This window comes from Pseudomonas sp. 31 R 17, from assembly GCF_900004915.1.
GTDB classification, from domain to species: Bacteria; Pseudomonadota; Gammaproteobacteria; order Pseudomonadales; family Pseudomonadaceae; genus Aquipseudomonas; species Aquipseudomonas orientalis_A.
This window is the reverse complement of record NZ_CVTN01000056.1, coordinates 288,608-314,896: the sequence shown is the minus strand read 5'-3', so window position 1 is coordinate 314,896 and position 26,289 is coordinate 288,608. Positions and strand designations below refer to the sequence as shown.

Genomic DNA, 26,289 nt, shown 5'->3' with positions numbered 1-26,289 from the left:
GGCTCAATTCCCCGCCACGGCAGGCGAGGCGTCGCCAATCACCACCTTGTCGCCCTCGACCAGGCCGTCGAGGATCTGCACCTTGACGTTGTTGTTGATACCGGTCTTCACCTCACGCACCTGCGCCCTGCCCTTGGCGTCGAGTACCCGCACTGCATAGCCGCCCTCGGCATTGCGCGCGCCCAGCGCCGCCACCGGCATCATCAGCGCAGCCTCGGCGGTGTCGAGCACGATACGCACCTGGGCGGTCATGGCGATGCGCAAGCGGTGGTCGGGGTTGGGCACATCGAACAGCGCGTTATAAAACACCGCCGTATTCTGCTTGGGCGCACCGGCGGTCTGGGTTTCGAGGAAATTCTGCGGTGCCGGTTCAGTGCCACGCAGCTTGGCGTAGTAGCGCTTGTCGGCCTCACCGAGAATAGTGAAATACACCTGCTGGCCGGGGCTGATATGAATCACATCCGCTTCCGACACCTGGGCCTTGACCGTCATCGTGTCCAAATCGGCCAGCTTGAGCAGCACCGGCGCCAACTGGTTGGCGATGACCGTCTGGCCTTCCTGGGTAACGATACCCACCACATCGCCGTCAATCGGCGCATTGATACGGGTATAAGCCAGGTTGACCTTGGCCGTGTCGATCTGAATGTGCGCGCTCTTGATCTGCGCATCCAGCGACAGCAGATTGGCCTGCTGCACCTGAAAGGTCGACTCGGCGTCCTCGAAATCCTGGCGCGACACCGACTCATCGGCCTGCAAGCCCTTGTAGCGCTCATACACCGACCTGGCCTGCTTGACCTGCGCCGCCGTGGCGCGGCGTTGAGCCTGCAGATTCTCCTCATCGACCTGGGCCTTGCGCAGCGTGTTCTGCAGAATCAGCGGATCGATTTCAGCCAGCCACTGGCCTTTCTTGACCTTGTCACCGACCTTGACCTTGAGCGACTTCAACTGACCGGAAACCTGCGCCCCCACATCGACCTGCTTGACGCCCTCCAACAGGCCGGTGGCGAGAACGGCGTTTTCAATATCGCCGCGTTCAACCGTGGCCGTGAGGTACTGGGGCGCATCGGCAGGCGCCTTGACGGTGTAAATGATCAAGCCGATGGCAACCGCCAGCACTGCGAATATACCGATTTTGCGTAACTTAGACGTTTGCATAAATGACCATAGAATTGAGCTTTTTAATTGAGCATGGAAATCCACATAACGCTGCAGCAACCAACCCTAACCACGATGCGCAGCGAGTCGCTCTTGATCTGGCTTCTGATCTTGATCTCAGGCGCCCCGTCAAACCACGCTGGCCGAACGCAGGCTTGAATCCGTGGGTAACCCGGCAGGACGCCGGGTTAGCCGCACTGGGCCATGGATGGCCCATTGCGGCGGCCCACGGATTCAAGCCGGAGAGAGGGCACACCGAGCATGAGCGAGGTGCCGAGTGGTGGGGCAAGAGCGTTTTGCTTACTTTTGCGCTTTTCAAAAGTGAGCCGCTGTAAGAGCGGAACCCATAGCAGCCGTTACCGCAGAAACGGATATGTACTCGGTCTGATCCAACACCCTGGTCGGCCCTGAGGCCGCCATCGGGGGCAAGCCCCCTCCCACATTTGGACCGAGGTGTGCCAGATGGGTAACCGTTGGCTGACAGGCCGCCATGAGGAACAAGCCCCCTCCCACATTTGAACCGAGGTGTATCAGGAACAACCCCCTTCCCACATTGGGTGGCCATCAAGACACCACCTCCCCAACCACAACCCCCTCAACCCACCACCTGGCCAACGCCGACACATTCGGCGCCTTGAGCAAAGTGAAATGATTCCCCCCGCCATACCAAACCTGCAACCCACGCCCCTGCCCGCGCCACCCCTCAATCATCAACCCCTGCTCACGCTGATTACCCGCCGCATCCAGCGCCGGGTCCCGCGCCAGCACCAAACGCACCACCCCGTCATACCGCGCCTGCGGCCGATACACCGTACGCAACGCCGCCGCATAAGTCCGCGCCGGGCCAACCATCGCATCCCCGGCAGACCGCGCCGGCAACAACCCAACCCCAACCATCCCCGCATGCAACGCCTGGCGCTGCGCCACCTCATCACTCGCGGCAAAATCCAGCGGATCGATCCCCAGGGATCTCCCGGCCGCCAACTGCATCGCCTCGATCAAACGCAACAACGCCGCCGTCGACGTATACGGCCGCCCCACCACACCATTACCCCCCGGCGACTCACTGTCGATCACCGTCAACGACGCCACCTCGCGGCCCATCGCCTGCAAGCGCAGCGCCATTTCCAGCGCGACCCAGCCGCCAAACGAATGCCCGACCAGATGCACCGGCCCCGCCGGGCACTCATGAATTAGCGCGGCCAGATAACACTGCGCCGCCGCTTCCACCTGACTGTGCGGCACCGCTTCACCGTCCAGCCCGCGCGGCTGCAGGCCATACAACGGCCAGTCCCGCCCCAGCGCCTCGCTCAAGCCGACGAAGCCGGTCACGCTGTCGCCCGCACCGGGTACACAGAACAGCGGTGCATGCCCGGCTCGGCCGCTCTGGATGCGCAACACCGGCTGATGCACCGCGCAACCCTGCGGCGCAGCGGCCAGCAACGCCACCGACATCGCCCGCCCCAGGCCCTGAATATGCGGAGCCTGCATCATGCTCTGGTGATCACCCGGCACCTGCACCTGGCGCAATTGCCCCGGCGCCAGCACCGCGTCCCAGCCCAGCGCCCTGCTGCGCCGCGACAGCTCGGTAGGCCGCTGCTCGGCACTGAACAGATGCACCGGGATCGGCAGCGGGAACAGGCTGTAATGGGCCAGCGCATGCCCATGCCCGACTTCGCGTTCAAGAAAGCTCACCAGGTCCGCGTCCGCAGCTTCCGCCATTTGCGCGTATAGCAGACCTTGATCGCGACAGCGTTGCAGCAGGCTCGCAAAGTCCAGCTGTCCAATCTGCGCTTCCAGTTGTTCCAGGCTCGCCAGTTCATCCACCCCTCCCTGTGCTTTCCAATACGCCGTGCACTGCAACAGCAAATGCCGCTTGAGCGCATCCGGCCCGCTCCAGCGCGCCTTGCCCTGATCGGTCATGCGCGGCACATAGCTGTCGATCAGGCCGAGAAACGCCACCGGCTCATCGAGCCCCAGCAGTTGCATGGCGACTTCATAAGCCAGCACCCCGCCAAAGGACCACCCCGCGACGCGGTAAGGGCCATGGGGTTGAAGACCACGGATCAACCCGACCATGCGCGCCGCCAGGCCTTCCAGGGTGTTCAGGTGCGAATCGCCGAGCGGCACCCCCGGCAGGCCGTAGATGGGGTAATCGCCGGGCAGGTGCTGGCCCAGCGCGGGAAAATAAACGTCCATGCCACTGAATTCGTGGACCAGGAATAACGGCGCCTGCGTGCCGCTTGCACGCACGGTAATCACCGACGGGTCACGCACAGGGGCTTCGCTGCGCTGACGCAGCATCGCGGCGATGCCCGCCACGCTGGCATGCTGGAACAGCTCGGCCAGCGACACCGGCAAACCGGCTTCCTCAAGCAGGGTGACCAGGCGAATCGCCAACAACGAATGCCCGCCCAGTTCGAAGAAACTGTCATGCCGCCCCACCTGCTCAAGCTTGAGCACCTGCGCCCATAGTTGCGCCAACGTCTGTTCCAGCGCGTCGGCGGGCGCTTCAAACCCACCACTGACCAGCGCGTCATACGCGGGCACCGGCAAAGCCTTGCGGTCGACCTTGCCGTTGGCCGTCAACGGCAGCCGGTCCAGTGCCACATAGGCCGATGGCCGCATGTACTCCGGCACTTGCTCCTGCAAGTGGGCGCGCACCTGATCCACGCCAACGGCGTCTGCGGCCCACGTGAAGTAGGCCACCAGACGCTTGTCACCCGGCACGTCTTCGCGCGCCATGACCACCACATCCTGGATGCCCGCAAAGGTCGCCAGCCGCGCCTCGATCTCACCCAGTTCGATGCGGAAACCGCGAATCTTCACCTGATCATCGTTGCGCCCGATGCACTCCAGCACGCCATCCGCCGTCCAGCGCCCGAGGTCGCCGGTGCGGTACAGCAAGGCGCCGGGGTTGAACGGGTCGTGCACGAATTTTTCAGCGCTCAGTTCAGCACGATTCAAGTACCCCTTGGCCACGCCGTCGCCGCCAATGCAGATTTCTCCAGTGACGCCCAACGGCAGCAGCTGCAATTGCGCATCCAGCACATGCACCTGGGTATTGGCAATCGGCCGACCGATCGGCACGCTGTCGGCGTCGTCGGCCACGGCGCGCACTTCATGGGTGGTGGCGTAGGTGGTGGTTTCGGTCGGGCCATAGCAGTGCACCAGGCGCAAGGCCGGTGCCTGCGCCAACAGGCTGCGGAACGCCGCCGGGTCGGCGCGCTCGCCACCGCACAACAGAATGCGCAGGCCGGCCAGGGCCTGGGGAATCATCTGCACGTACTGGTTGAACAGCGCGGTGGTGACGAACAGCACCGTCACCCCTGCAAGCTCGGCGCCGAATGCCAGCGGGTCGAGCAAGGTGGCGTGGTCGATCACTTGTACCTGGCCCCCGTTGAGCAACGGGCCCCACACGTCCATGGTGCTGGCGTCGAACGCCGGGTTGGAGGCGAACGCCACCCGATCATGGGCATTGAAGTCGGCGTAGCCGTTGTTGAGCACCAGCCGCGTGATGCCGCGATGGGGCACCAGTACGCCTTTGGGCGTGCCGGTGGAGCCGGAGGTGTACATGATGTACGCCACGCTGTCCGAGGACTGCGACAGGTCGGGATTGTGGCTCGGTTGCGGGGCCAGGGCCAGGCGGTCCACGTCCAGGCGCTGCGCTGCGAAGGCCACCTCGGCATCGCTGCGCGTCAACAGCCAGGTCGCGCCGCTGTCCTGCTGCATGAAGCCCTGACGCTCGGCGGGTGCGTTGATGTCCAACGGCACATAGGCGGCGGCGCATTTGAGGATCGCCAGTTGGCTGACCAGCAAATCCAGGCCGCGCGGCAGCAGCAGCGTGACGGTATCGCCGGGCCGCACACCCAGGCCCGCCAGGTGATGAGCCAACTGGTTGGCCCGCGTATTCAGTTCGCCATAGCTCAGCCGCTGCTCGCCATGCACCGCCGCCAGCGCGTCGGGACGCGCCTGGGCCTGGGCTTCGAACAGGCGCTGTACCGTGTGCTCACGCGGGAAAGTGCGGGCAGTCGCGTTGAAGTCCAGCAGTTGCTGGCGCTCCGTCGCCGGCAGAATCGGCACGCAACCGATGGCGATATCGCTGTGGCTTTCCAGCGCCTGCACCATGTGCTCCAGGGCCACCTGCAGGTACGCGCACAAACGCTCGGCACCCGGCCCCGCGGCCTTCAAGGTGAAGCCTTCACCGAGGTCATCCACGCTCAATGACAGGCCGTAGTTGGTCTGCTCCTGGGCCTTGAGCAACTCAATGCCTTGCCACGCCTGCGCCTCGCCGCCTGTTTGCGGCGCGCTGTGACGGTAGTTGAACAGCACGTCGAACAGCGGCGTGGTCGCGGGCACGTCGCTGCAACGCTGGGCCAGGGCCAACGGTGCATGCTCGTGGCTGAGCAGTTGACTCAGGCGCGCGTGGGTAGCGCGCAGCGCATCGCGCACCGCGTGATCGCCCAGGTCGACCCGCAGCGGCAGGGTATTGATAAATACGCCCATGGCGCGCTCGGCGCCTTCACCGCCCTGCAGGCGACCGAGCATCACCGTGCCGAACACCACGCTTTGCCGCCCGGACGCCTTGCCCAGTACATGGCCCCAGCCCAGGTGCAGCAGGCTCGCCGCGCTGACGCCCGACTGGCGGGCCTGTACGCGCAGGCGCCGGCTCAAGCCCGGATCGAGGGTCAGGCGGACGCTTTGCACAGCGCCGGCAATCTGCACCTGGGTCGGCTCACCGATGTCACCGAGCATCTTGCGGAAAAACGTTTCGTGGTCGCGCTCGATCAGGCAGGTCTGCGCCACATAGTTGCGATACGGCACCGCCGCACCCAGCTCGTCCTCGCGCCCCAGCAAAAACGCCTGCATTTCGTGTTGCAGAATCTCCAATGCCACATGGTCCATAACCAGATGATGGAACAGCAGGGTCGCGACCACGCGTTGCGCCTGCTCGCTGTACACCAGACGCATCAGCGGCGCCTGGTCCAGCGCCAGGCGCTGCGGCAGCGGCGCACTTTCGACGCGCAATTGAGCCTTGCGCCACACCACCTGCACCGGTTGCTCCAGGCCCTCCCAGTGGAAGGATGAGCGCAGGATGTCGTGCCGTTCGATCACCGCCTGTAGCGCACGGGCAAACGCGTCCAGGCGCGTACGACTGTCGAAGCCGAACTGCGCCTGCAGCACGTAGGCGTCGTCGCCCTGCACCGCCCGATGCTGATAGAGCATGCCCGCCTGCAAGGGGGCCAGCGGGTAGATGTCCTGCACATTCGCCGCACCGCCCGGGATGACGGCGACGATGCGTTCGATGGCGCTCGCGTCGAGCTTGATCAGCGGCAGCATCGCCGGGGTGATGTGCGCACAGTCGGTCGCGATGCCATTGACCGGCACCGCCACCTCGCGCCCGCTGCCCAGGGCTGCAGCCAGTGCCGCCAACGTCGGCTGGCCGAACAGCACTTTCACATCCGCCGTCAGGCCCAGGCGGCGCATGCGCCCCATCAGGCTGACGGCCAGCAGCGAATGCCCGCCCAGTTCGAAAAAGTTATCGTGGCGCCCTACCCGCTCCACGTTCAGCAGCTCGGCCCACAGGCTGGCCAGGGCGATCTCGGTATCGCCCTGGGGCGCTTCATACTCGCGCAACGCCTGCGCCTCCACGCCCGGTTCCGGCAGTGCCTTGCGCTCCAGCTTGCCGTTGGGGCTCAGCGGCAGCGACTGCAGATGCACGAAGATCGCCGGCACCATGAATTCCGGCAGATGCTGCAACAGATGCGCGCGCAGGGCGTCAGTCTCGCAGCAGACGCCGGTGTAATACGCCACCAGACGCTGCTCGCGGGCAATCACCGCGGCTTCGTTGACCGCCGGGTGCTCAGTCAGGCGTGCCTGGATTTCCCCCAGTTCGATGCGCAGGCCGCGAATTTTCACCTGGTCGTCGTTGCGTCCCAGGTACTCGATCGTGCCGTCCGGCCAATAACGTCCGAGGTCGCCGGTGCGGTACATCCTGCCGGCCATGAACGGGTCGTCGAGAAAACGCTCGGCAGTCAGCTCGGGGCGGTTCAGATAGCCCCGCGCCACCTGCACGCCGGCAATGAACAGTTCGCCCACCACGCCCTGTGGCACCGGCTGCAACTGTGCGTCCAGCAGGTACAGGCGGGTGTTGGCAATCGGCGTGCCGATGGGCGTGTTGTCCGGGGTGTGCGGGCCGCCGCAGTTCCAGGCGGTCACATCCACCGCCGCTTCGGTCGGGCCGTAGAGGTTATGCAATTGGCTACCCGGCAACTGCTGCTTGAAGCGGCGTACCAGACTGCCCGGCAACGCCTCCCCGCTGCATATCACGCGCACCAGCCCGGCCGCCGGGCGCACATCGCCGTGGGCCAGGAACACATCAAGCATCGAAGGCACGAAGTGCAGCGTGGTGATGTGCTCAGCTTGGATCACTTCACACAGGTACTCAGGCTCCTTGTGTCCGCCCGGCCGCGCCATCACCAGGCGAGCGCCGGTGAACAGCGGCCAGAAAAACTCCCACACCGACACGTCGAAGCTGAACGGAGTTTTCTGCAACACCGTATCGCTGGCGTCGAGCGCGTATTCGTCCTGCATCCACAGCAAGCGGTTGACCACCCCGGCGTGTTCGTTGATCACGCCCTTGGGCTGGCCGGTGGAGCCGGAGGTGTAGATCACGTAGGCGGTCACGCCCGCCACAGCCGGGTTGTCGATAGGCTGGTGTTGCCAGGTCGGCTGGTCCAGGTCGACCACCGTTGCCGCGCCCAGCAAGCCCCGGGTGCTGCCCTGGGCCAGCACCACCGCCGGTGCGCTGTCTTGCAGCATGTAGGCCAGGCGCTCCAGCGGATAGGCCGGGTCCAGCGGCACATAGGCGGCGCCGGCCTTGAGGATCGCGTACAGGCCGATGACCATGTCCACGCCGCGCTCGACGCAGATCGCCACGCGCGTATCCGGTTGCACGCCGAGGGCCAGCAGATGATGGGCCAACTGATTGGCGTGCGCGTTCAGTTGGGCATAGGTCAGGTGCTGCTCACCGGCCTGCACGGCAATCGCGTGCGGCGTGCGCAACACTTGCGCTTCGAACAGGCCATGCAAGGTCTGCTTGAGGTCGTAGTCCACGGCGGTGGCGTTGAAATCGAACAGCAGGTGCTGACGTTCGCGCTCATCCAGCAGCGGCGCGTGTTCCAGCACCGCCTGGTCGTTATCGACCATGGCCTGCAACACGCGGGTGAAATAGCCGACATAACGCAGCATCGTCGACTCGTCGAACAGCGCCACCGCATATTCCAGCGCGCCCAGGACACTGCCCTGCACTTCGCCCAGGTTCAGCGACAGGTCGAACTTGGCAAAGTGGCTGTTCTCCACAATGCCTTCCAGGGCCAGGTCGCCCAGGGCCAGGGTTGGCGCGCTGCTGTCCTGCCAACTGAACAAGGTCTGGAACAGAGGGCTGTGGGACAGGCTGCGCGGGGGTCGAGTGATTTCCACCACCTGCTCGAACGGCAGGTCCTGATGGGCCTGGGCCGCCAGCGTCAGGGCCTTGACCCGCGCCAGCAAGGCCTCGGTGCTCAGCTCGCCGGAGGTATCGATACGCACCGCCAGGGTGTTGACGAACAGCCCGATCAAGCCTTCCACCTCGGTGCGCGTGCGGTTGGCCACCGGCGTACCGACCACCAGGTCATGCTGCCCGGACAAGCGCGCCAGCAAAGACGCCCAGGCGCTCAGCAAGGTCATGTACAGCGTGGTGCCATGGCGCTGGCTCAAGGCCTTGAGCCCGGCGGTCAGGCGTTCATCCAGGCGCACCTCGACGCTGCTGCCGGCGTAGTCCTGCTGCGCCGGACGCGGGCGGTCAGTGGGCAAGGTGAGCAAGGCCGGCGCGCCGGCCAGGGCCTGTTGCCAATAGCTGCTCTGGCGCTGCAGCACTTCGCCGCTCAACCACAGGCGCTGCCACACGGCAAAGTCGGCGTACTGGATCGGCAACGGCGGCAACGGGTCGGCGTGACCGTGGCTGAACGCCTGGTACAGCGCCATCAGTTCGCGGGTGAGCACGCCCATCGACCAGCCGTCGGAGACGATGTGGTGCAGGGTCAGCAGCAACACGTGGTGATCGTCGGCCATCACCACCAGACGCCCGCGCAGCAGTGGGCCGCGCTCAAGGTCGAACGGCGCCGAGGCTTCGCCGTGGATCAGCGCGTCCAGCGCCTGCTGCGGCTGCGGATGGCGGCGCAGGTCCTGCACCTGCAGCGGCAACATGTCTTCGGCCGGCACGATCAGCACCTGAGCCTCGTCGCCGTGCTGGGCGAAGCGACTGCGCAGGGTTTCATGCCGCGCGACAATCCGCGCCAGAGCACGTTGCAGCGCCTGCACATGCAAGTGCCCCCGCAGACGCAGGCCGATGGGAATGTTGTAGGCGGTGTTGGCGCCCTCCATCAAGGCCAGGAACCACAAGCGTTGCTGGGCAAATGACAACGGCAGCTCAGCGTCGCGATTGGCCGGCAGGATGTCCGGCAAGGTGCTGCGACCGGCGCGCGCCAACAGCTCGGCAACGGCCGCCAGTTCGGCGTTGGCGAACAAGTCGCCCAGCACCAGCTCCACCCCCAGGCGCTGGCGCACCTGGGACACCATGCGCATGGCCAGCAGCGAATGCCCGCCCAGCTCGAAGAAGTGATCGCGCCGCCCAACCCGCTCCACTTGCAACACGTCGGCCCAGATCTGCGCCAACACGCTTTCGATCTCGCCCAGCGGCGCCTCGTATTCACGACTGAATACCGCAGCCATATCCGGCGCCGGCAGTGCCTGGCGGTCGAGCTTGCCGTTGGCGGTCAGGGGCAGCGTGTCGAGCTTCATGAACGCCACCGGCACCATGTAGTCCGGTAGATGGGCCACCAGGTGCGCGCGGATATCAGCGACGGCCAGCGCATCCAGTTGCGGGCTTTCGGTGAAATACGCCACCAGCCGCTCTTCACGCACCAGCACCACCGCCTCCAGGATGCCCGGCAGTTGGTTGAGCCGGGTCTCGATTTCGCCCAGTTCGATGCGCATGCCACGGATCTTTACCTGGTCATCATTGCGCCCCAAATACTCCAGGTTACCGTCGGGCAGCCAGCGCGCCAGGTCGCCGGTGCGGTACATGCGCCCGCTGCTGAACGGGTCGCGCAGGAAACGCTCGGCGGTCAGCTCCGGGCGATTGAGATAGCCGCGCGCCACGCCCTTGCCGCCCACGTACAGTTCACCCGCCACGCCCAACGGCACCGGGCGCAGCTGTTCGTCCAGCAGGTAGACCCTGGCATTGGCGATGGGCTTGCCGATATGCAACGGCTGGCCCGCCTCGATCTTGCCGGCGGTGGCGACCACCGTGGCTTCGGTGGGGCCATAGTTGTTGATCAGCTCGAAGCGCTGCGCGCGCCCGAACCGGCGCAGGCGATCGCCGCCGATCAGCAGTGTGCGCAGGGTCGGGTGTTCGATGTTCTGGCTGAAGGCGTACTCGGCCACCGGTGTCGGCAGGAAGCACACGTCCAGCGGTTGCGCGCACCACCAGGCGAGCAGCGCGTCGATGTCTTCAGCGCCGTCGTGGGCCGGCGGCAGGTGCAGGGTGGCGCCCGCGCACAGCGCCGGCCACACTTCCCAGGCCATCGCATCAAAGCCGAAACCGGCTACGCTGGCGGTATGCCGCCCGGCGCGCAGGTCGAAGGCGCTGCAATGCCAATCCACCAGGTTGGCCACGGTGTGATGCTCCACCATCACCCCTTTGGGCAGGCCGGTGGAGCCGGAGGTGTAGATCACATAGGCCAGGTTCGACGCCGTCATGGCCACCTCGGGATTGCTCGCCGCGTGGTGGTGCCAGGTGTAGCGGTCCAGGTTGATCACCGGCACCTCCAGCTCCGGCAGGCGCTCGAGCAACGCGTGCTGGGTCAGCACGGCCACCGGGGCGCTGTCGCTGAGCAGGTAGTTCAGGCGCTCGGCCGGGTGGGATGGGTCCACCGGCACATAACAGGCGCCGGCCTTGAGAATCGCCAGCAACCCGGCCAGGGTGTCCAGGCCACGGCGTGCGACGATGGCCACGCGGTCATCGGGCTTGACCCCCAGCGCCAGCAGATGATGGGCCAGCAGGTTGGCTTGCTGATTGAGTTCGGCGAAGCTCAGCGTGCGGTCCAGGCACACCGCCGCGATGGCATCCGGGGTCAGCGCGGCCTGGGCTTCGATGCGCGCGTGCAAGGTGCTGCCCTGGGGGAACACCGCCTGGGTTGCGTTGAACTGCTCGAGCAACAGGCGCTGCTCGGCCAGCGGCACCACCGGCAGTTGGTTAAGCGCGGTGTGCGGCGCCTGCACCAGGGCGCTTACCAGGTTTTCCAGTGCGGTTTGCAGGTAGGCGCAGACGCGGTGCGGGTCGACGGCGGTACTGGCGAGCAGACTCAGGCCGAAGCCCTCGCCGAGGTCATCCACGCTGAGGGTCAGCGGGTAGTTGGTGCGCTCTTCGGCCCGCAGCGCGGTGATGCCGTGCCATGCCGATACGGCCTCGGCACTGGCCGCCGCTGCGCTGTGACGATAGTTGAGCAGCGCACTGAACAGCGGCGTCGGCGCAACCACCGCGCTGCAACGCTGAGCCAGGGCCAACGGCGCGTGCTCATGGCGCAATAAGGTGGTGAGACGTGCGTGGGTGGCCTTGACCCCGGCGCACACATCCTGGGCGTCCACATCCACACGAAACGGCAAGGTATTGATGAAGATGCCCAGCGCGCGATCCGTGGCATGGCTGCCCTGCATGCGCCCCATCAACACCGTGCCGAATACCACCTGGGCCTTGCCGGCCAACACCCCGAGCACCTGGGCCCAGCCCATGTGAAACAGGCTGGCGGTACTCACCCCCAACTGGCGTGCCTGGGCGCGCAGGCGTCGCGCCAGTTCCGGCGCCAACGCCAGGCTGACCTCGGCAATGCCCCGCGCATCGCCCTGCACATCCTGCAGGCCGAACGGCAAGGTTGGCTCGCTGATATCGCCGAGCATCTGCCGGAAAAAGCTTTCGTGCGCCTGCTCGCTGATGCCCAGCCGCGCCTGCGCCACGTAGTTGCGAAACGGCACCGCCTGGCCCAGGGCGTCGCCCTGCCCCAACAGGCACGCCTGCATTTCATGGCACACCACTTCCAGCGCACTGTGGTCCAGCGCCATATGGTGGAACAGCAAGGTGGCGACAATGCGCCCATTGGCCGGGTCTTCGGCGCGTACCAGGCGCAACAGCGGCGCCCGGGTCACGTCGAGCCGGTAGTGGCGCGCATCGAACAGGTCGTGCAACTGCGCGGCAATATCGCCGTCGGCGGGGTCCAGCATCAACGCCTGCACCGGCAGGCGCGCCTGGCGCCACACCACTTGCGAAGGTTGTTCAAGGCCATCCCAGACTACCCCGGTGCGCAGGATGTCATGGCGGTCCATTACCCGTTGCAACGCCTGGGCGAATGCGTCGAAACGTTCCAGGCTGTCAAAGGCGAACTGCGACTGCATCACATACGGGTCGCCCTGCTCGGCACTGACGTGATGGAACAGGATGCCTTCCTGCAATGGCGCCAGCGGGTAGATGTCCTGGATATTGGCCACACCGCCGTCGACGGTGGCGACGATACGCTCGATCTCCTCCTGGGTCAGGGTGGACAAGGTCAACATGTCCGGGGTAATGCGCTCGGCGCCCGCCGGGATAGCGTTGGCCGGCACCTGCACCTCACCGGCTTTGGTTGCCGAATACTCACCGGCCTTGATCAGCTCGATCAGCGCCGGCTTGTGCTCGCGCAGCGCGGCGAGGATCAAAGGGTCGCTCAAGGCGTGCTTGTTGCCTTGCACCGACAACTGCTCGCCCTTCAGCGCCAGTTGCACGTCCTTGGTGTTCAGGGTTGCCAGCAGCTCGAGGATGTTCACAGGACGATCTCCATTCGTTCGGTCATTGCGGCGTAGCCGGCCAGGGTCGGTTGCTCGAACAACCCCCGCACATCGGCTTCCATGCCTTCCTGGCGCAAGCGCCCGATCAAGCTCACGGCGAGCAGCGAGTGCCCGCCCAGTTCAAAGAAGTTGTCATGCCGCCCGACCCGCTCCACCTTCAGCAGCTCGGCCCAGAGCCGGGCCAGCAGTATTTCGCAGTCGCCTTCGGGCGCCTCGTACTCACGCACGCTCAACGCCGCCATGCCCGGAGCCGGCAGCGCCTTGCGATCAAGCTTGCCGTTGGGGCTCAGGGGCATGGCCTCAAGGTGCACGAACAACGCGGGCACCATGAAATCCGGCAGGTGCTGCAAGAGCTGGCTGCGCAGCGCCTCGATGGCGGTGGCCGCGCCGGTGTAATAGGCGACCAGGCGATCTTCGCGGGCCACGACCACGGCATCCTTCACGGCGGGATGCTCGAGCAGGCGCGCCTGGATTTCTCCCAGCTCGATGCGCAGGCCGCGGATTTTCACCTGATCATCGTTGCGGCCCAGGTACTCCAGATTACCGTCCGGCAGATAGCGGCCCAGGTCGCCCGTGCGGTACATCCGGCCTTCGCTGAACGGGTCCTTGAGGAAGCGTTCGGCGGTCAGTTGCGCACGGTTGAGATAACCCCGCGCTACCTGTACGCCGCCGATGAACAGTTCACCCACGACGCCCAACGGCACCGGCTGCAACTGTTCATCCAGCACGTACATGCGCGTGTTGGCAATCGGCTTGCCGATCGGCGTGTTGTCCGGCACGTCGCTGCTTGCGCAGTTCCATGCAGTCACATCCACGGCGGCTTCGGTCGGGCCGTACAGGTTGTACAAACCGATGCCCGGCAGTTGTTGCTTGAAGCGCCGCACCAGGCTGCCCGGCAAGGCTTCGCCGCTGCACATCACACGCACCAGCCCGGCCGCCTGGCCGACATCGCCGTGGGCCAGGAATACATCGAGCATCGACGGTACGAAATGCAGCGTGGTAATCCGCTCGGCCTCGATCACGTCGCACAGGTACGCCGGTTCCTTGTGCCCGCCCGGACGCGCCATCACCAGGCGTGCGCCGGTCATCAGCGGCCAGAAGAACTCCCATACCGACACGTCGAAGCTGAACGGGGTTTTCTGCAGCACCGCATCCTGCGCCTTGAGGCTGTACGCGTCCTGCATCCACAGCAGGCGGTTGACCACCCCGGCGTGTTCGTTGATCACGCCTTTGGGCTGGCCGGTTGAGCCGGAGGTGTAGATCACGTATGCGGTGTGCCGGGCCGTGAGGCCAGGCACCTGGGGATTGCCGGCAGGCTGGTGCTGCCAGGTATCGTGGTCCAGATCAATGACCGGCACAGTGCCGAGCCATTCACGGTGTGCGCCCTGGGTGAGCACCACCACCGGCGTGCTGTCGTACAGCATGTAGGCGAGGCGCTCCTGCGGGTAGCCTGGGTCCAGCGGGACGTAACCGCCGCCGGCCTTGAGGATGGCGAACAGGCCGATGACCATCTCCAGGCTACGCTCCAGGCAAATGCCCACGCGCGTATCCGGCTGCACGCCGCACTCACGCAAGTGATGGGCGAGCCGGTTGGCGCGTTCGTTGAGTTGCTGGTAGGTGAGTTGCCGGTCGCCGGCCTTCACCGCAATTGCTTGCGGCGAGCGCTCGACCTGGGCTTCGAGCAGGCCGTGCAGGGTCTGCTCGAGGTTGTAGTTCACTTCGGTGGCGTTGAACTCGACAAGCAGCTTATGCCGCTCCGCCTGGCCCATCACCGGCAGGCGATTCAACGCCTGCTGCGGCGCCTGCTCCAGCGCGTGTACCAGGCCGGCCAGCGCAGTCTGCATATACCCGCAGACCCGTTGCGCATCCATGTGCGCCAGGGCGGTGACGTCATAACCGTTGCCAAGGTCATCCACGTTCAGGGTCAGCGGGTAGTTGGTGCGCCCGTCATTGACCAGGGTCTGCATGCCTTCCCAGGCGTGCTGCGCGTCCGCCGAACGGGTTGCGGAGCCGCGATGGCGGTAGTTGAGCATCGAACTGAACAACGGCGCCGGCGCCGACACCCCGCTGCAACGCTGGGCCAGCGCCAGGGACGCGTGCTCATGGCCGAGCAAGGCGGTCAGCCGCGCATGGGTGGCGCGCACCGCCTCGCGGGCGCCCTGGGCGTCGATGTCCAGGCGCAGCGGCAAGGTATTGATAAACACCCCCAGGGCCCGGTCGGCGCCCTCGCCGCCCTGCAGGCGCCCCACCAGCACGGTGCCGAACACCACACTGTGGCGTCCCGAGGTGGCAGCCAGCACTTGGCCCCAGGCCAGGTGGAACAGGCTCGCGCTGCTGACGCCGAGCAAGCGTGCCTGGGCGCGCAGGCGTCGGCTCAGCTCGCTGTCCAGGTGCAGGGTGTGCTCCTCGATGGCGTTACCGTCGCCGCGCACATCCTGCAAGCCGAACGGCAAGGTGGGTTCATCGACATCGCCGAGCATGTCGCGAAAGAACGCTTCATGTTCCTGCTCACTCACGCCCAGCCGCGCCTGGGCCACGTAGTTGCGGTACGGCATCGGTGCGGCGGCAGGCGCGGCGTGGCCCAGCAGGTAGCCCTGCATTTCGCGCAGCACCACATCGAACGCGGTGTGGTCCAGAGCGATATGGTGGTAAAGCAACACCGCCGCCACGCGCTGGTTGGCCGGATCGCGCGCATAGACCAGGCGGACCAGCGGCGCCTGACTGATATCCAGGCGATAGCGGCGCGCGTCAAAACGTTCATGCAGACCGGCGAGCACATCGCCGTGCAGTTGCAACTCCTGCACGCTCAATTGAGCGGTGCGCCACACCACTTGCAGCGGTTGTACCAAACCTTCCCACACCACCCCGGTGCGCAGGATGTCATGGCGGTCGATGACCTGCTGCAACGCTCGGGCAAAGGCCTGCACGCGCTCGATGCTGTCAAACGCCAAGTGCGATTGCAGCAGGTACGGATCGCCCCGCTCTGCGGTGAGGTAGTGGTAGAAAATGCCTTCCTGCAACGGCGCCAGCGGATAGATATCCTGCACATTGGCGGCGCCGCCGGGCACTTGGTCGATCACCAGGTCGAGCGTCGATTGCTCCAGCGTCACCAGCGACAGCATGTCCGCCGTGATGCGTTGGCAGCCGTCGGGAATACGATTCGCCGGCACCTGCACTTCACGGCCACTGCCCACGGCAGCGGCCAGCGCGGCCAGGGTCGGCTGGCTGAACAGCACGCGCACATCGGCGCTCAGGCCGACCTGGCGCATGCGCTCGATCAGGCTGACGGCCAGCAATGAGTGCCCGCCCAGTTCGAAGAAGTGGTCATGGCGCCCCACCTGCTCCACCTGCAGCACGTCGGCCCAGATCCGCGCCAGGCGGGTTTCCACTTCGCCCTGGGGCGCTTCGTAGTCACGGGTCAGCAGCGCGGCTTGATCGGGGGCCGGCAAGGCCTTGCGGTCCAGCTTGCCGTTGGCGGTCAGGGGCAAGGCCGCAAGTTTCACGTAGGCCACCGGCACCAGGGCCTCGGGCAGTTGCGCCTGCAGTTGTGCGCGCAGCGTTTCGATCGACAGCGCCTGGCGTTCGGTGAACCAGGCGATCAAGCGGCCTTCGCGCACCAGCACCACCGCTTCCGCCACGCCGTCGAGCGCGGCCAGGCGGCTTTCGATTTCGCCCAGCTCAACCCGCACGCCGCGCAGTTTGACCTGATCATCGTTGCGCCCCAGGTATTCCAGGTTGCCATCGGGCAGCCAGCGCACCAGGTCGCCGGTGCGGTACATGCGCCCGGGGTTGAACGGGTCTTGCAGGAAGCGCTCGGCGGTCAGGTCCGGGCGATTCAGGTAACCGCGCGCCACGCCGCGGCCACCCACATACAGCTCACCGGCCACGCCCACCGGCACCGGACGCAGGTGCGCATCCAGCACGTAGCTGGTGGCATTGGCGACAGGCCGGCCGATATGCAAAGGCTGTCCGGCACGCACACGCCCGGAGGTGGCGACCACCGTGGCTTCGGTGGGGCCGTAGTTATTGATCAGGGCAAACCGTCGTTCCTGGCTGAACTGGCGCAGGCGGTCGCCCCCGATCAGCAGCATGCGCAGGGTCGGGTGTTGCAGGTTCAGGCTGAAGGCGTACTCGGCCACCGGGGTGGGCAGGAAGCTCACGTCCAGCGGCTGCGCCAGCCACCAGGCCAACAGTTCGTCGATATTTTCATTGCCCACGCTGGCGGGCGGCAGGTGCAGGGTCGCGCCCACGCACAGCGCCGGCCAGACTTCCCAGGCCAGCGCATCGAAACCGAAACCGGCGACGCTGCTGGTATGGCTGGCAGCCCGCAGGCCAAAGGCCTCGCAATGCCAGTGCACGAGGTTTTCCACGTGGTGATGTTCCACCATCACGCCCTTGGGCTGGCCGGTGGAACCGGAGGTGTAGATCACGTAGGCCAGGTGCGCCGGGGTCAGTGCGCCCAGTTGCGGATTGCTCACAGGGTATTGCTGCAAGCCGGGGTCGTGCAGGTCGACACTGGCGGCGCCGCCGAGCAGGTCGCGGGTGCAGGCTTGCGAGAGTACCGCCACCGGTGCGCTGTCCTGCAACAGATAGGCGATCCGCTCCGCCGGGTACGCCGGGTCGATCGGCACATAGCCCGCGCCGGCCTTGAGAATGCCGAGCAGGCCCACCAGCATCTGCGGGCCGCGACGGCAGCAGATCGCCACGCGGTCATCCGGCTGCACGCCAAGTCCGAGCAGGTGATGCGCCAGCTGGTTGGCGCGTTGATTGAGCTGTTGATAGGTCAGCGCCACACCGTCCTGCATCACCGCAACAGCCGCGGGCTGACGCTCGGCCTGGACTTCAAAGGCGCCGTGCAGGGTGTGCCCGCGCGGGAAGTCATGGACGGTGGCGTTGAATTCGCGCAGCAGCGTGTCGCGTTCCGCCGTCGGCAGAATCGGCAGGTGGTGCAAGCGGGTGTCCGGCGCGTTTTCCAGGGCGTCGACCAACTGCGCCACGGCGTTGTGCATGTAGTCGCACAGGCGCTGGGCGCCGATCTGCGGCAACGCCAGCACGGCCAACGCAAAGCCTTCGCCCAGGTCGTCCACACTCAGGGTCAGCGGATAGTTGCTGCGCTCTTCGCCGCCGAGCAGTTGTACGCCCTCCCAGATCCCCTGACCGTCGCGGGCCATTTCACCAGGGCTGCTGTGGCGGTAATTGAGCAAGGCGCTGAACAGCGGCGTGGCCGTCGCCACTTCACTGCAACGCTGGGCCAGGGCCAGGGAGGCATGTTCATGCCCGAGCAAGGCGCTCAAGCGTGCATGGGTGGCCTTGACCGCGTCGGCGGCAGCGGCCGCCACATCGACCCGCAGCGGCAAGGTGTTGATGAACATGCCCAGGGCGCGGTCCGCACCGTCGCCGGCCTGCATGCGCCCCATCAGGACGGTGCCGAACACCACGTCGTCGCGCCCGGACACCAGCCCCAGCACCTGTGCCCAGGCCAGGTGCATCAGGCTCGCGGCGCTGACGCCCAGGTGGCGTGCCTGCTCGCGCACCCGCTGCGCCAGCTCGGCCGGCAGCTGCCGTGCGGCTTCTTCGATGCTGCGGCCGTCGCCCTGCACATCATGCAAACCGAACGGCAACGTCGGCTCGTCGACATCGGCGAGCATGCCGCGGAAGAACTGCTCATGCTCGGCCACACTGACCCCCAGGCGCGCCTGGGCCACGTAGTTGCGAAACGGCGCGGCCTCGGGCAAGTCATCGGCCTGATCCAGCATGAAGGCACGCATCTCCTGGCCCACCACTTCCATGGCGGTATGGTCCAGGGCCAGGTGGTGGAACAGCAGGATCGCGGCGACACGCTGATTGGCCGGGTCCTGGGCGTAGACCATGCGCAGCAGCGGCGCCTGGGTGATGTCCAGCCGGTAGTGGCGCGCATCGAAGCGTGCATGCAGTTGTTCGATGATGCCGCCGTCGGCCGGGTCCAGGCTGACGGCCTGCACCACCAGCTGCGCCTGGCGCCACACCACTTGCACCGGGCTGTCCAGGCCTTCCCAGACCACCCCGGTGCGCAGGATGTCGTGGCGCGCCACCACCTGTTGCAGCGCGCCCATGAAAGCGTGCAAGCGCTCAAGGCTGTCGAACGCCATGCGCGATTGCAGCAGGTACGGGTCGCCCTGTTCGGCGCTGATGTGGTGATAGAGGATGCCTTCCTGCAACGGCGCCAGTGGGTAGATATCCTGAACGTTCGCCGCACCGCCCGGCACGTTGGCCACGATGCGTTCGATGGCGGCTGCGTCGAGTTGCACCAGGCTGAGCATCGACGGATTGATGTGCGTGCAGCCTGCCGGGATGCCATTGGCCGGCACCACGATTTCGCGCCCGCTGCCCACCGCCGCCGCCAATGCCGCGAGGCTGGGCTGGCTGAACAGCACGCGCACATCGGCGCTCAGGCCGACGCGGCGCATGCGCTCGATCAGGCTGACCGCCAGCAACGAATGCCCGCCCAGCTCAAAGAAATGATCATGCCGACCGACGCGCTCGAGCTTGAGCACGTCCTGCCAGATCTGCGCCAGCAGGGTTTCCACTTCGCCCTGGGGGGCCTCGTAGGCACGGCTGAGCAACGCACTCTGGTCCGGCATCGGCAGATGCTTGCGGTCAAGTTTGCCATTGGCCGTCAGGGGCAGCCGTTTCAGCCAGACATAAGCAGAGGGCACCATATAGTCCGGCAACTGGCCTTGCACATGGTCGCGCAAGGCTTCGATAGCCAGCGGCGCAGCGGCCGTGTAGTAGGCGACCAGGCGTTTGTCGCCTGGCGCGTCTTCCCGCGCCAGCACCACGCAGTCTTTCAGGCCCGCAAAGGTGGCCAGGCGAGTTTCGATCTCGCCGGGCTCAATGCGGAAACCGCGAATCTTCACTTGCAGGTCATTACGGCCCTGGTACAACAGCGTACCGTCGGCCTGCCAACAAGCGAGGTCGCCCGTGCGGTACACCAGGCCATCGCCGAAGGGGTTCGAGATGAATGTTTCGGCGGTCAATTGCGGCTGGTTCAAGTACCCCTTGGCCACGCCGGCGCCACCGATATACAACTCCCCGGTCACCCCCAAAGGTACAGGCTGCTGACGTTCATCCAGCACGTACGCCTGGGCATTGGCGATCGGCCGGCCGATCGGGATCGACCCCTCACCCACCGCCGTGATTTCAAAGGTGGTGGAGAACGTGGTCGCTTCCGTTGGCCCGTAACCGTTCAACAGGTGCCGGGGCTTACCCTGCTCGAGTACGCGGCCAATCACCTGCGGGTCGAGTACATCCCCACCGACGATCAGGTATCGCAGTTGGCGAAACACCGGCAGCAACCCATCGGCGTACTGGTGGAAAAGACCGGCGGTCATCCACAACACCGTCACCAACTGCTCTTGCAACAACGCGGCGAATGAGGTGTGGGACAACAGCACAGCCTGTTCGACCACCACCACACAGCCGCCGTTGAGCAAGGGTGCCCACACGTCGAGGGTGCTCGCGTCGAACGCCGGGTTCGACGCAAAGGCCACGCGGTCCTGGGCATTGAAGTCGGCGTAGCCGTTGTTGATCACCAGCCGGGTAATGCCGCGCTGGGGCACCCGTACGCCTTTGGGCGTGCCGGTGGAGCCGGAGGTGTACATGATGTAGGCGACGCTGTCGGCGGACTGTTCGCGCTCGGGGTTTTCCGCCGGCAGCCCGTCGAGGTTCAGCCCGGCCAGGTCGTCCAGCACCAGGCGGGCGCCGCTGTCCTGCACCATGAAGGCCTGGCGTTCGGCCGGCGCATTGACGTCCAGCGGCACGTACACCGCCGCGCACTTGAGCACGGCCACTTGGCTGACCACCAGGTCGATGCCGCGCGGCAGTGCCAGGGCCACCGGCTCGCCGGGTTGCACGCCCTGGCCGATCAGGTAGTGGGCCAGGCGGTTGGCGCGGCGATTGAGGTCGCGGTAACTCAGGGACAGTTTGCCCTGCACCACCGCCACCGCCTCAGGCCGTGCCAGCGCCTGGGCTTCGAACAGCTGGGCGACGCTCAAATGCGCCGGGTAGTCGCGGCGACTGGCGTTGAACTCCACCAGCAGTTGCTGGCGCTCAGCCGGCGGTATGATCGACAGCGTTTGCAGCGCGGTGGTCGGCGCCTGTTGCAGGGCCGTCACCAGGTGGCGCAGCGCGGTGAGCATGTAGTCCGCCACACGCTGCACGTCCAGCGTGGCGATGCCTTGCACGGTGAGGGCGAAGCCTGCGCCCAGGTCATCGAAGTTGAGCACCAGCGGGTAGTTGCTGCGCTCTTCGGAGCTGAGTACCTGGATGCCGGACGCGGCGAACGGGCTGTCACCCGGCGCTTCATCCGGTGCGCTGTGGCGATAGTTGAGCAAGGTACTGAACAGCGGCAACGACGCCGGCACACCACTGCAGCGCTGGGCCAGGGACAACGAAGCATGTTCATGACCGAGCAATTGCGCCAGGCGTGCGTGGGTGGCGCGCACACCGGCCTGCACGCCCGTAGCGCCGAGGCTGACCCGCAGCGGCAAGGTGTTGATGAACATCCCCAGCGCCCGATCGGCGCCCTCGCCGCCCTGCATACGCCCCAGCAACACGGTGCCGAACACCACGTCGCGCTGGCCGGACACCTGGCTCAGCACCTGCGCCCAGGCCAGGTGCACCAGGCTCGCGGCACTCACGCCCAACTGCCGCGCCTGTTCGCGCAGGGCCAGGCTCAGCCCCGCCTCCAGCGGCAGATGGGCTTCGACGATGCCGCTGCCGTCGCCATTCACATCCTGCAAGCCGAAGGCCAGGGTTGGCTCGTCGATATCGCCGAGCATCTCGCTGAAGAACGCTTCGTGCTGCGCCTGACTCACACCCAGGCGCGCCTGGGCCACGTAGTTGCGATACTGCACCGCGTCGGGCAACTGCGCGCTGCGGCCGCACAGGCTGGCACTCATCTCCTGCACCAGCACGTGCAAGGCGGTGTGGTCGAGCAGGATATGGTGCAGCAGCAGGATGCCGACCAGACGCCCCGCTTCCTCGCTGTATGCCAGGCGCATCAGCGACGCGCGTGACAGGTCCAGGCGATAGTGACGAGGGTCGAAGCGCTGTTGCAGAGACGCCAGGGCATCGTCGCCCGTGACCTCGACCCGCTCGACTGCCAGCGGTGCCTGGCGCAGCACCACCTGCACCGGTTCATCCAGGCCTTCCCAGAGGATCGCGGTGCGCAGGATGTCGTTGCGCTCGATCACGCTGTGCAGCGCCTGGACAAACCCGTCCACCGCCGTCTGGTCAGCAAAGCTGAACTGCACCTGCAACACGTAGGGGTCGCCCTCTGCGGTTGCCAGGTGATGGTAGAGAATCCCGGCCTGCAACGGCGCCAGGCCGTAGATGTCCTGCACATTGGCGATGCCGCCGGGTATCGCCTGGATGATGTGGTCGATGGCGGCCTGGTCGAGGTCGACCAGGGGCAGCATGTCCGGGGTGATGGCCGCGCTGTGTGCTTCAATGAGATTGGCCGGCACCTGCACCTCATGGTGCCCGCCGACCGCCGCCGCCAGTGCCGCCAAGGTCGGCTGGCCGAACAGCACGCGCACATCGGCGCTCAGTTCCACCTGGCGCATGCGCTCGATCAGCTTGACCGCCAACAGGGAGTGGCCGCCGAGCTCGAAGAAATTATCCTCGCGCCCCACGCGGTCGACCTTGAGCAGGTCCTGCCAGAGCGTGGCGATGGTGGTTTCCACCGCGCCCTGGGGCGGCGCATAACCGCGCCGGGCCAACGCGTCGGTATCAGGTGCGGGCAAGGCCTTGCGGTCGAGTTTGCCGTTGGTGGTCAGCGGGAACCGCTCCAGCAGCACAAAGGCAGCGGGCACCATGTAATCGGCCAGGCTCTGCAGCAAATGGTCGCGCAAGGCCGCCGCAGTGGGCGCGCCGTCGGCAATCACGTAGGCCACCAGGCGTTTGTCGCCGGGGGTGTCCTCCCGGGCAATCACCACGGCGTCGCGCACGCCGTCGGCGGTGGCCAGGTGGGCCTGGATTTCACCGAGTTCGATACGGAAACCGCGGATTTTCACCTGGTCGTCGTTGCGCCCCAGGTACTCGACGCTGCCGTCGGCCGACAAGCGGCCAAGGTCGCCGGTCTTGTACATGCGCAGGCCGGTGGCCGGGTCGTGCAGGAAGCGTTCGGCGTTGAGCGCGTCACGGTTCAGATAACCGCGCGCCACCCCGGCGCCGCCCACATACAACTCACCGACCACGCCGAACGGCAGCGGCTCGCGCTGTGCGTCAAGGATGTACAACTGCAAGTCCGGAATGCGCACGCCAATCGGGCTTACGCCGACCAACTGCGCATCGGCCGCTTCCAGCGCGCGGTAAGTCACGTGCACGGTGGTTTCGGTGATGCCGTACATGTTCACCAGTTGCGTACCGGCATTCACCGCCCGCGCATACCAGGGCTTGAGCATGCCCGGTTCCAGCGCCTCGCCGCCGAAAATCACCTGGCGCAACGAATGCGCCTGGTCGCTGTTGCCCTGGGCCGCGATCAACTGGCGGAACGCACTCGGCGTCTGGTTGAGGATGCTCACCGAGGCTTCACACAGCAGCGCGTAGCACTCATCCGGTGAACGGCTGACCAGTTGCGGCACGATCAGCAACTGACCGCCGTGCATCAGCGCACCCCAGATTTCCCACACGGAAAAGTCGAACGCGAAGGAATGGAACAGCGCCCACACGTCGTGCTGGTTGAAGCCGAACCAGTGCTGGGTGGCGCTGAACAGGCGCGCCACCTGGCGGTGTTCGATCATCACGCCCTTGGGCTGGCCGGTGGAACCGGAGGTGTAGATGACATAGGCCAGGTTGGCCGGGCTCAGGTGCAGGCACGGATTGACCGTGGCCTGTTGGTGCAGGGCGTCGAGGTCGATCTGCGCCAGGTTGCCCACCAAGTGCCGGGTGTCGGCTTGCACCAGCACCGCCACCGGCGCGCTGTCGCCCAGGGTGTAGGCGATGCGTTCCTGCGGGTACGCCGGGTCGATCGGCACATAACCGGCGCCGGCCTTGAGGATACCAAGCAGGCCGATGATCATCTGCGGGCCGCGCTCTACGCAGATCGCCACGCGCGCGTCGGGGCGTACGCCCTGGGCCAGCAGCGCATGGGCGACCTGGTTGGCGCGCTCGTTGAGTTCACGGTAGGTCAGGCAGCGTTGTTCGAAACGCACGGCAATCGCGTCGGGGCGGGTGGCGGCGTGGGCTTCGACTTGCTGGTGGATCAGGGCGGTGTCGGGATAATGCGCGGGGCTTTTATTTACGGAGCTTTGGTTCAGGCGGTGCAGCAGGGTATGGCGTTCGGAGTCAGGCAGGATGTTCAGGCCGCTGAGCGGCATATCCGGTCGCTGTTCAAGGGCATCGGCCAGGCTTTCCAGGGCTGTGTGCAGGTAGCCGGCGACGCGTTGCGCGCTGATGGACGCATCGACCATCACCGTCAGCACAAAGTCTTCACCCAGGTCATCGACGTTGACCGTCAGCGGGTAGTTGGTGCGCTCTTCGGCGCCGAGCACCTGGATGCCTTCGGCTACGTCGATCACCGCGTGCATGTCGCTGGCGGCGCTGTGACGGTAATTGAGCATCGCACTGAACAGCGGCGCCGGCGCCGCCACCCCGCTGCAACGCTGGGCCAGCGCCAGGGAGGCGTGCTCGTGCTCAAGCAAGGTGGTGAGGCGTTCGTGGGTAGCCTTGATTGCGGCGCGCACGCCTTGCTCGCCGACATCCACGCGCAGCGGCAAGGTATTGATGAACATGCCCAACGCGCGTTCACCGCCCTCGCCCGCGCCCATGCGGCCGAGCATCACGGTGCCGAACACCACCAACTCCCGGCCCGACACCACCCCCAGCACCCGGGCCAACGCCAGGTGCATCAGGCTTGCCACACCGACACCCAATGGACGCGCCAGGCTGCGCAAGCGCAGGCTGAGCGCATGCTCAACCGGCAGGCGCGCTTCGTCGATGCCCAGGCCATCGCCCTGCACGTCCTGCAGGCCGAAGGGCAACGTCGGCTCGTCGATGTCGGCGAGCATGTCGCGGAAGAACGCTTCGTGGGCCTGCTCGCTCACACCCTGGCGCACCTGGGCGATATAGCTGCGAAACGCTACCGGCGGCGCGGCCTGCGCCTGCTTGCCGGCGAGGTACAACTGGATTTCCTCGCGCACCCCATCGAGGGCGGTGTGATCGAGGATGGTGTGATGAAACAGCAGCATCGCCACCACGCGTTCGTTGGCCGGGTCGTCGGCAAACACCAGGCGCAGCAACGGCGCCTGGCCCAGGTCCATGCGATAGGTGCGCGCATCGTAGCGTGCGAGCAGTTGGGCCAGGCGGTCGGCGCCGTCCAGATGCGCCTCTTCACAGGCCAGGGTTGCCTTGCGCCACACCACCTGCAACGGCTCGTCGAGGCGCTCCCAGGCCATCGACGTGCGCAGGATATCGTGGCGATCAATCACCCATTGCAACGCCTGGGCGAAGCTGTGCAGACGCGCGCGGCTGTCGAACACGAACTGCGCGTGCAGCACGTAGGGGTCGCCCTGCTGTGCGCGAAGATGGTGGTAGAGCATGCCTTCCTGAAGCGGCGCCAGGGGGTAGATATCCTGCACATTCGCCGCCCCGCCGGGGATCGCCGCGACGATGCGGTCGATGGCCGGCTGGTCGAGCGTGACCAGGGGCAGCATGTCCGGGGTGATGCCATAAGCCGGGCTCGACCAGTCGCCGCCATGCGCCGCGACCCACTCAAGCAGTTGGGGTTTGTGCGCGATCAGTTGGTCCCACAGCGCGTCATCCAGCGCGTCGTCATCGCCCAGGACGATCAGGTCGCCCTCTTCCGTCTGCAGACGGATCGCATGGGTGGAAATCGCTGCCAGTAATTCGCTGAACTGCATGGGGAAACCCGCCTGATAAGTCACGGTTGAAAAGAATGTCCGTATTCCGTTGTGCCGCTTGAATCGGCTGCCTTGCGCCCTGAAAAAACAACGGGCGCAGCCGGGGGCCTGGAGAGGCTTCCGGCAGGCTTGGAAAATTAAGGGATTTGCGGGGCGGGGGGTGACATGGGAAGCGGGGACAAGGGAAATGGGGAATGGTTCCGGGTTGGTTGAGGGCCAATACTGATCCGGTGGTGTGAGCGCCATTTTTGAGCGTCGTTTCCCCCACCTGCATCGCCTGCTCGACATGCATTGTTAAAGGCCAGCAAGCCAT

4 protein-coding genes are annotated in these 26,289 nt (G+C 66.0%); 1 reads left to right on the top strand and 3 read right to left on the bottom strand.

The window, feature by feature from the left end:
• Nucleotides 1-3: 3 nt before the first annotated feature.
• The gene (gene macA / locus BFP89_RS08400) at nt 4-1,155 is read right to left on the bottom strand and encodes a macrolide transporter subunit MacA (protein WP_065885031.1); all 1,152 of its coding nucleotides are present in this window, start codon (nt 1,153-1,155) and stop codon (nt 4-6) included.
• A 2-nt stretch (nt 1,156-1,157) separates the two neighbouring features.
• Between macA and BFP89_RS28900 the strand changes: the two genes are divergently transcribed.
• Nucleotides 1,158-1,490, top strand: a complete 333-nt coding sequence (locus BFP89_RS28900; RefSeq protein ID WP_176718398.1) for a hypothetical protein — start codon at nt 1,158-1,160, stop codon at nt 1,488-1,490.
• A 229-nt stretch (nt 1,491-1,719) separates the two neighbouring features.
• On the opposite strand, the gene BFP89_RS08395 is transcribed toward BFP89_RS28900, so the two are convergent.
• Together BFP89_RS08395 and BFP89_RS08390 are read right to left on the bottom strand one after the other, a co-directional pair.
• On the bottom strand, nt 1,720-13,053 hold the full coding sequence (locus BFP89_RS08395) for a non-ribosomal peptide synthetase (protein ID WP_065885030.1): 11,334 nt from the start codon (nt 13,051-13,053) through the stop codon (nt 1,720-1,722).
• On the bottom strand, nt 13,050-25,976 hold the full coding sequence (locus tag BFP89_RS08390) for a non-ribosomal peptide synthetase (RefSeq protein WP_065885029.1): 12,927 nt from the start codon (nt 25,974-25,976) through the stop codon (nt 13,050-13,052). The genes BFP89_RS08395 and BFP89_RS08390 overlap by 4 nt, the downstream gene beginning before the upstream one ends.
• Nucleotides 25,977-26,289 lie beyond the last annotated feature (313 nt).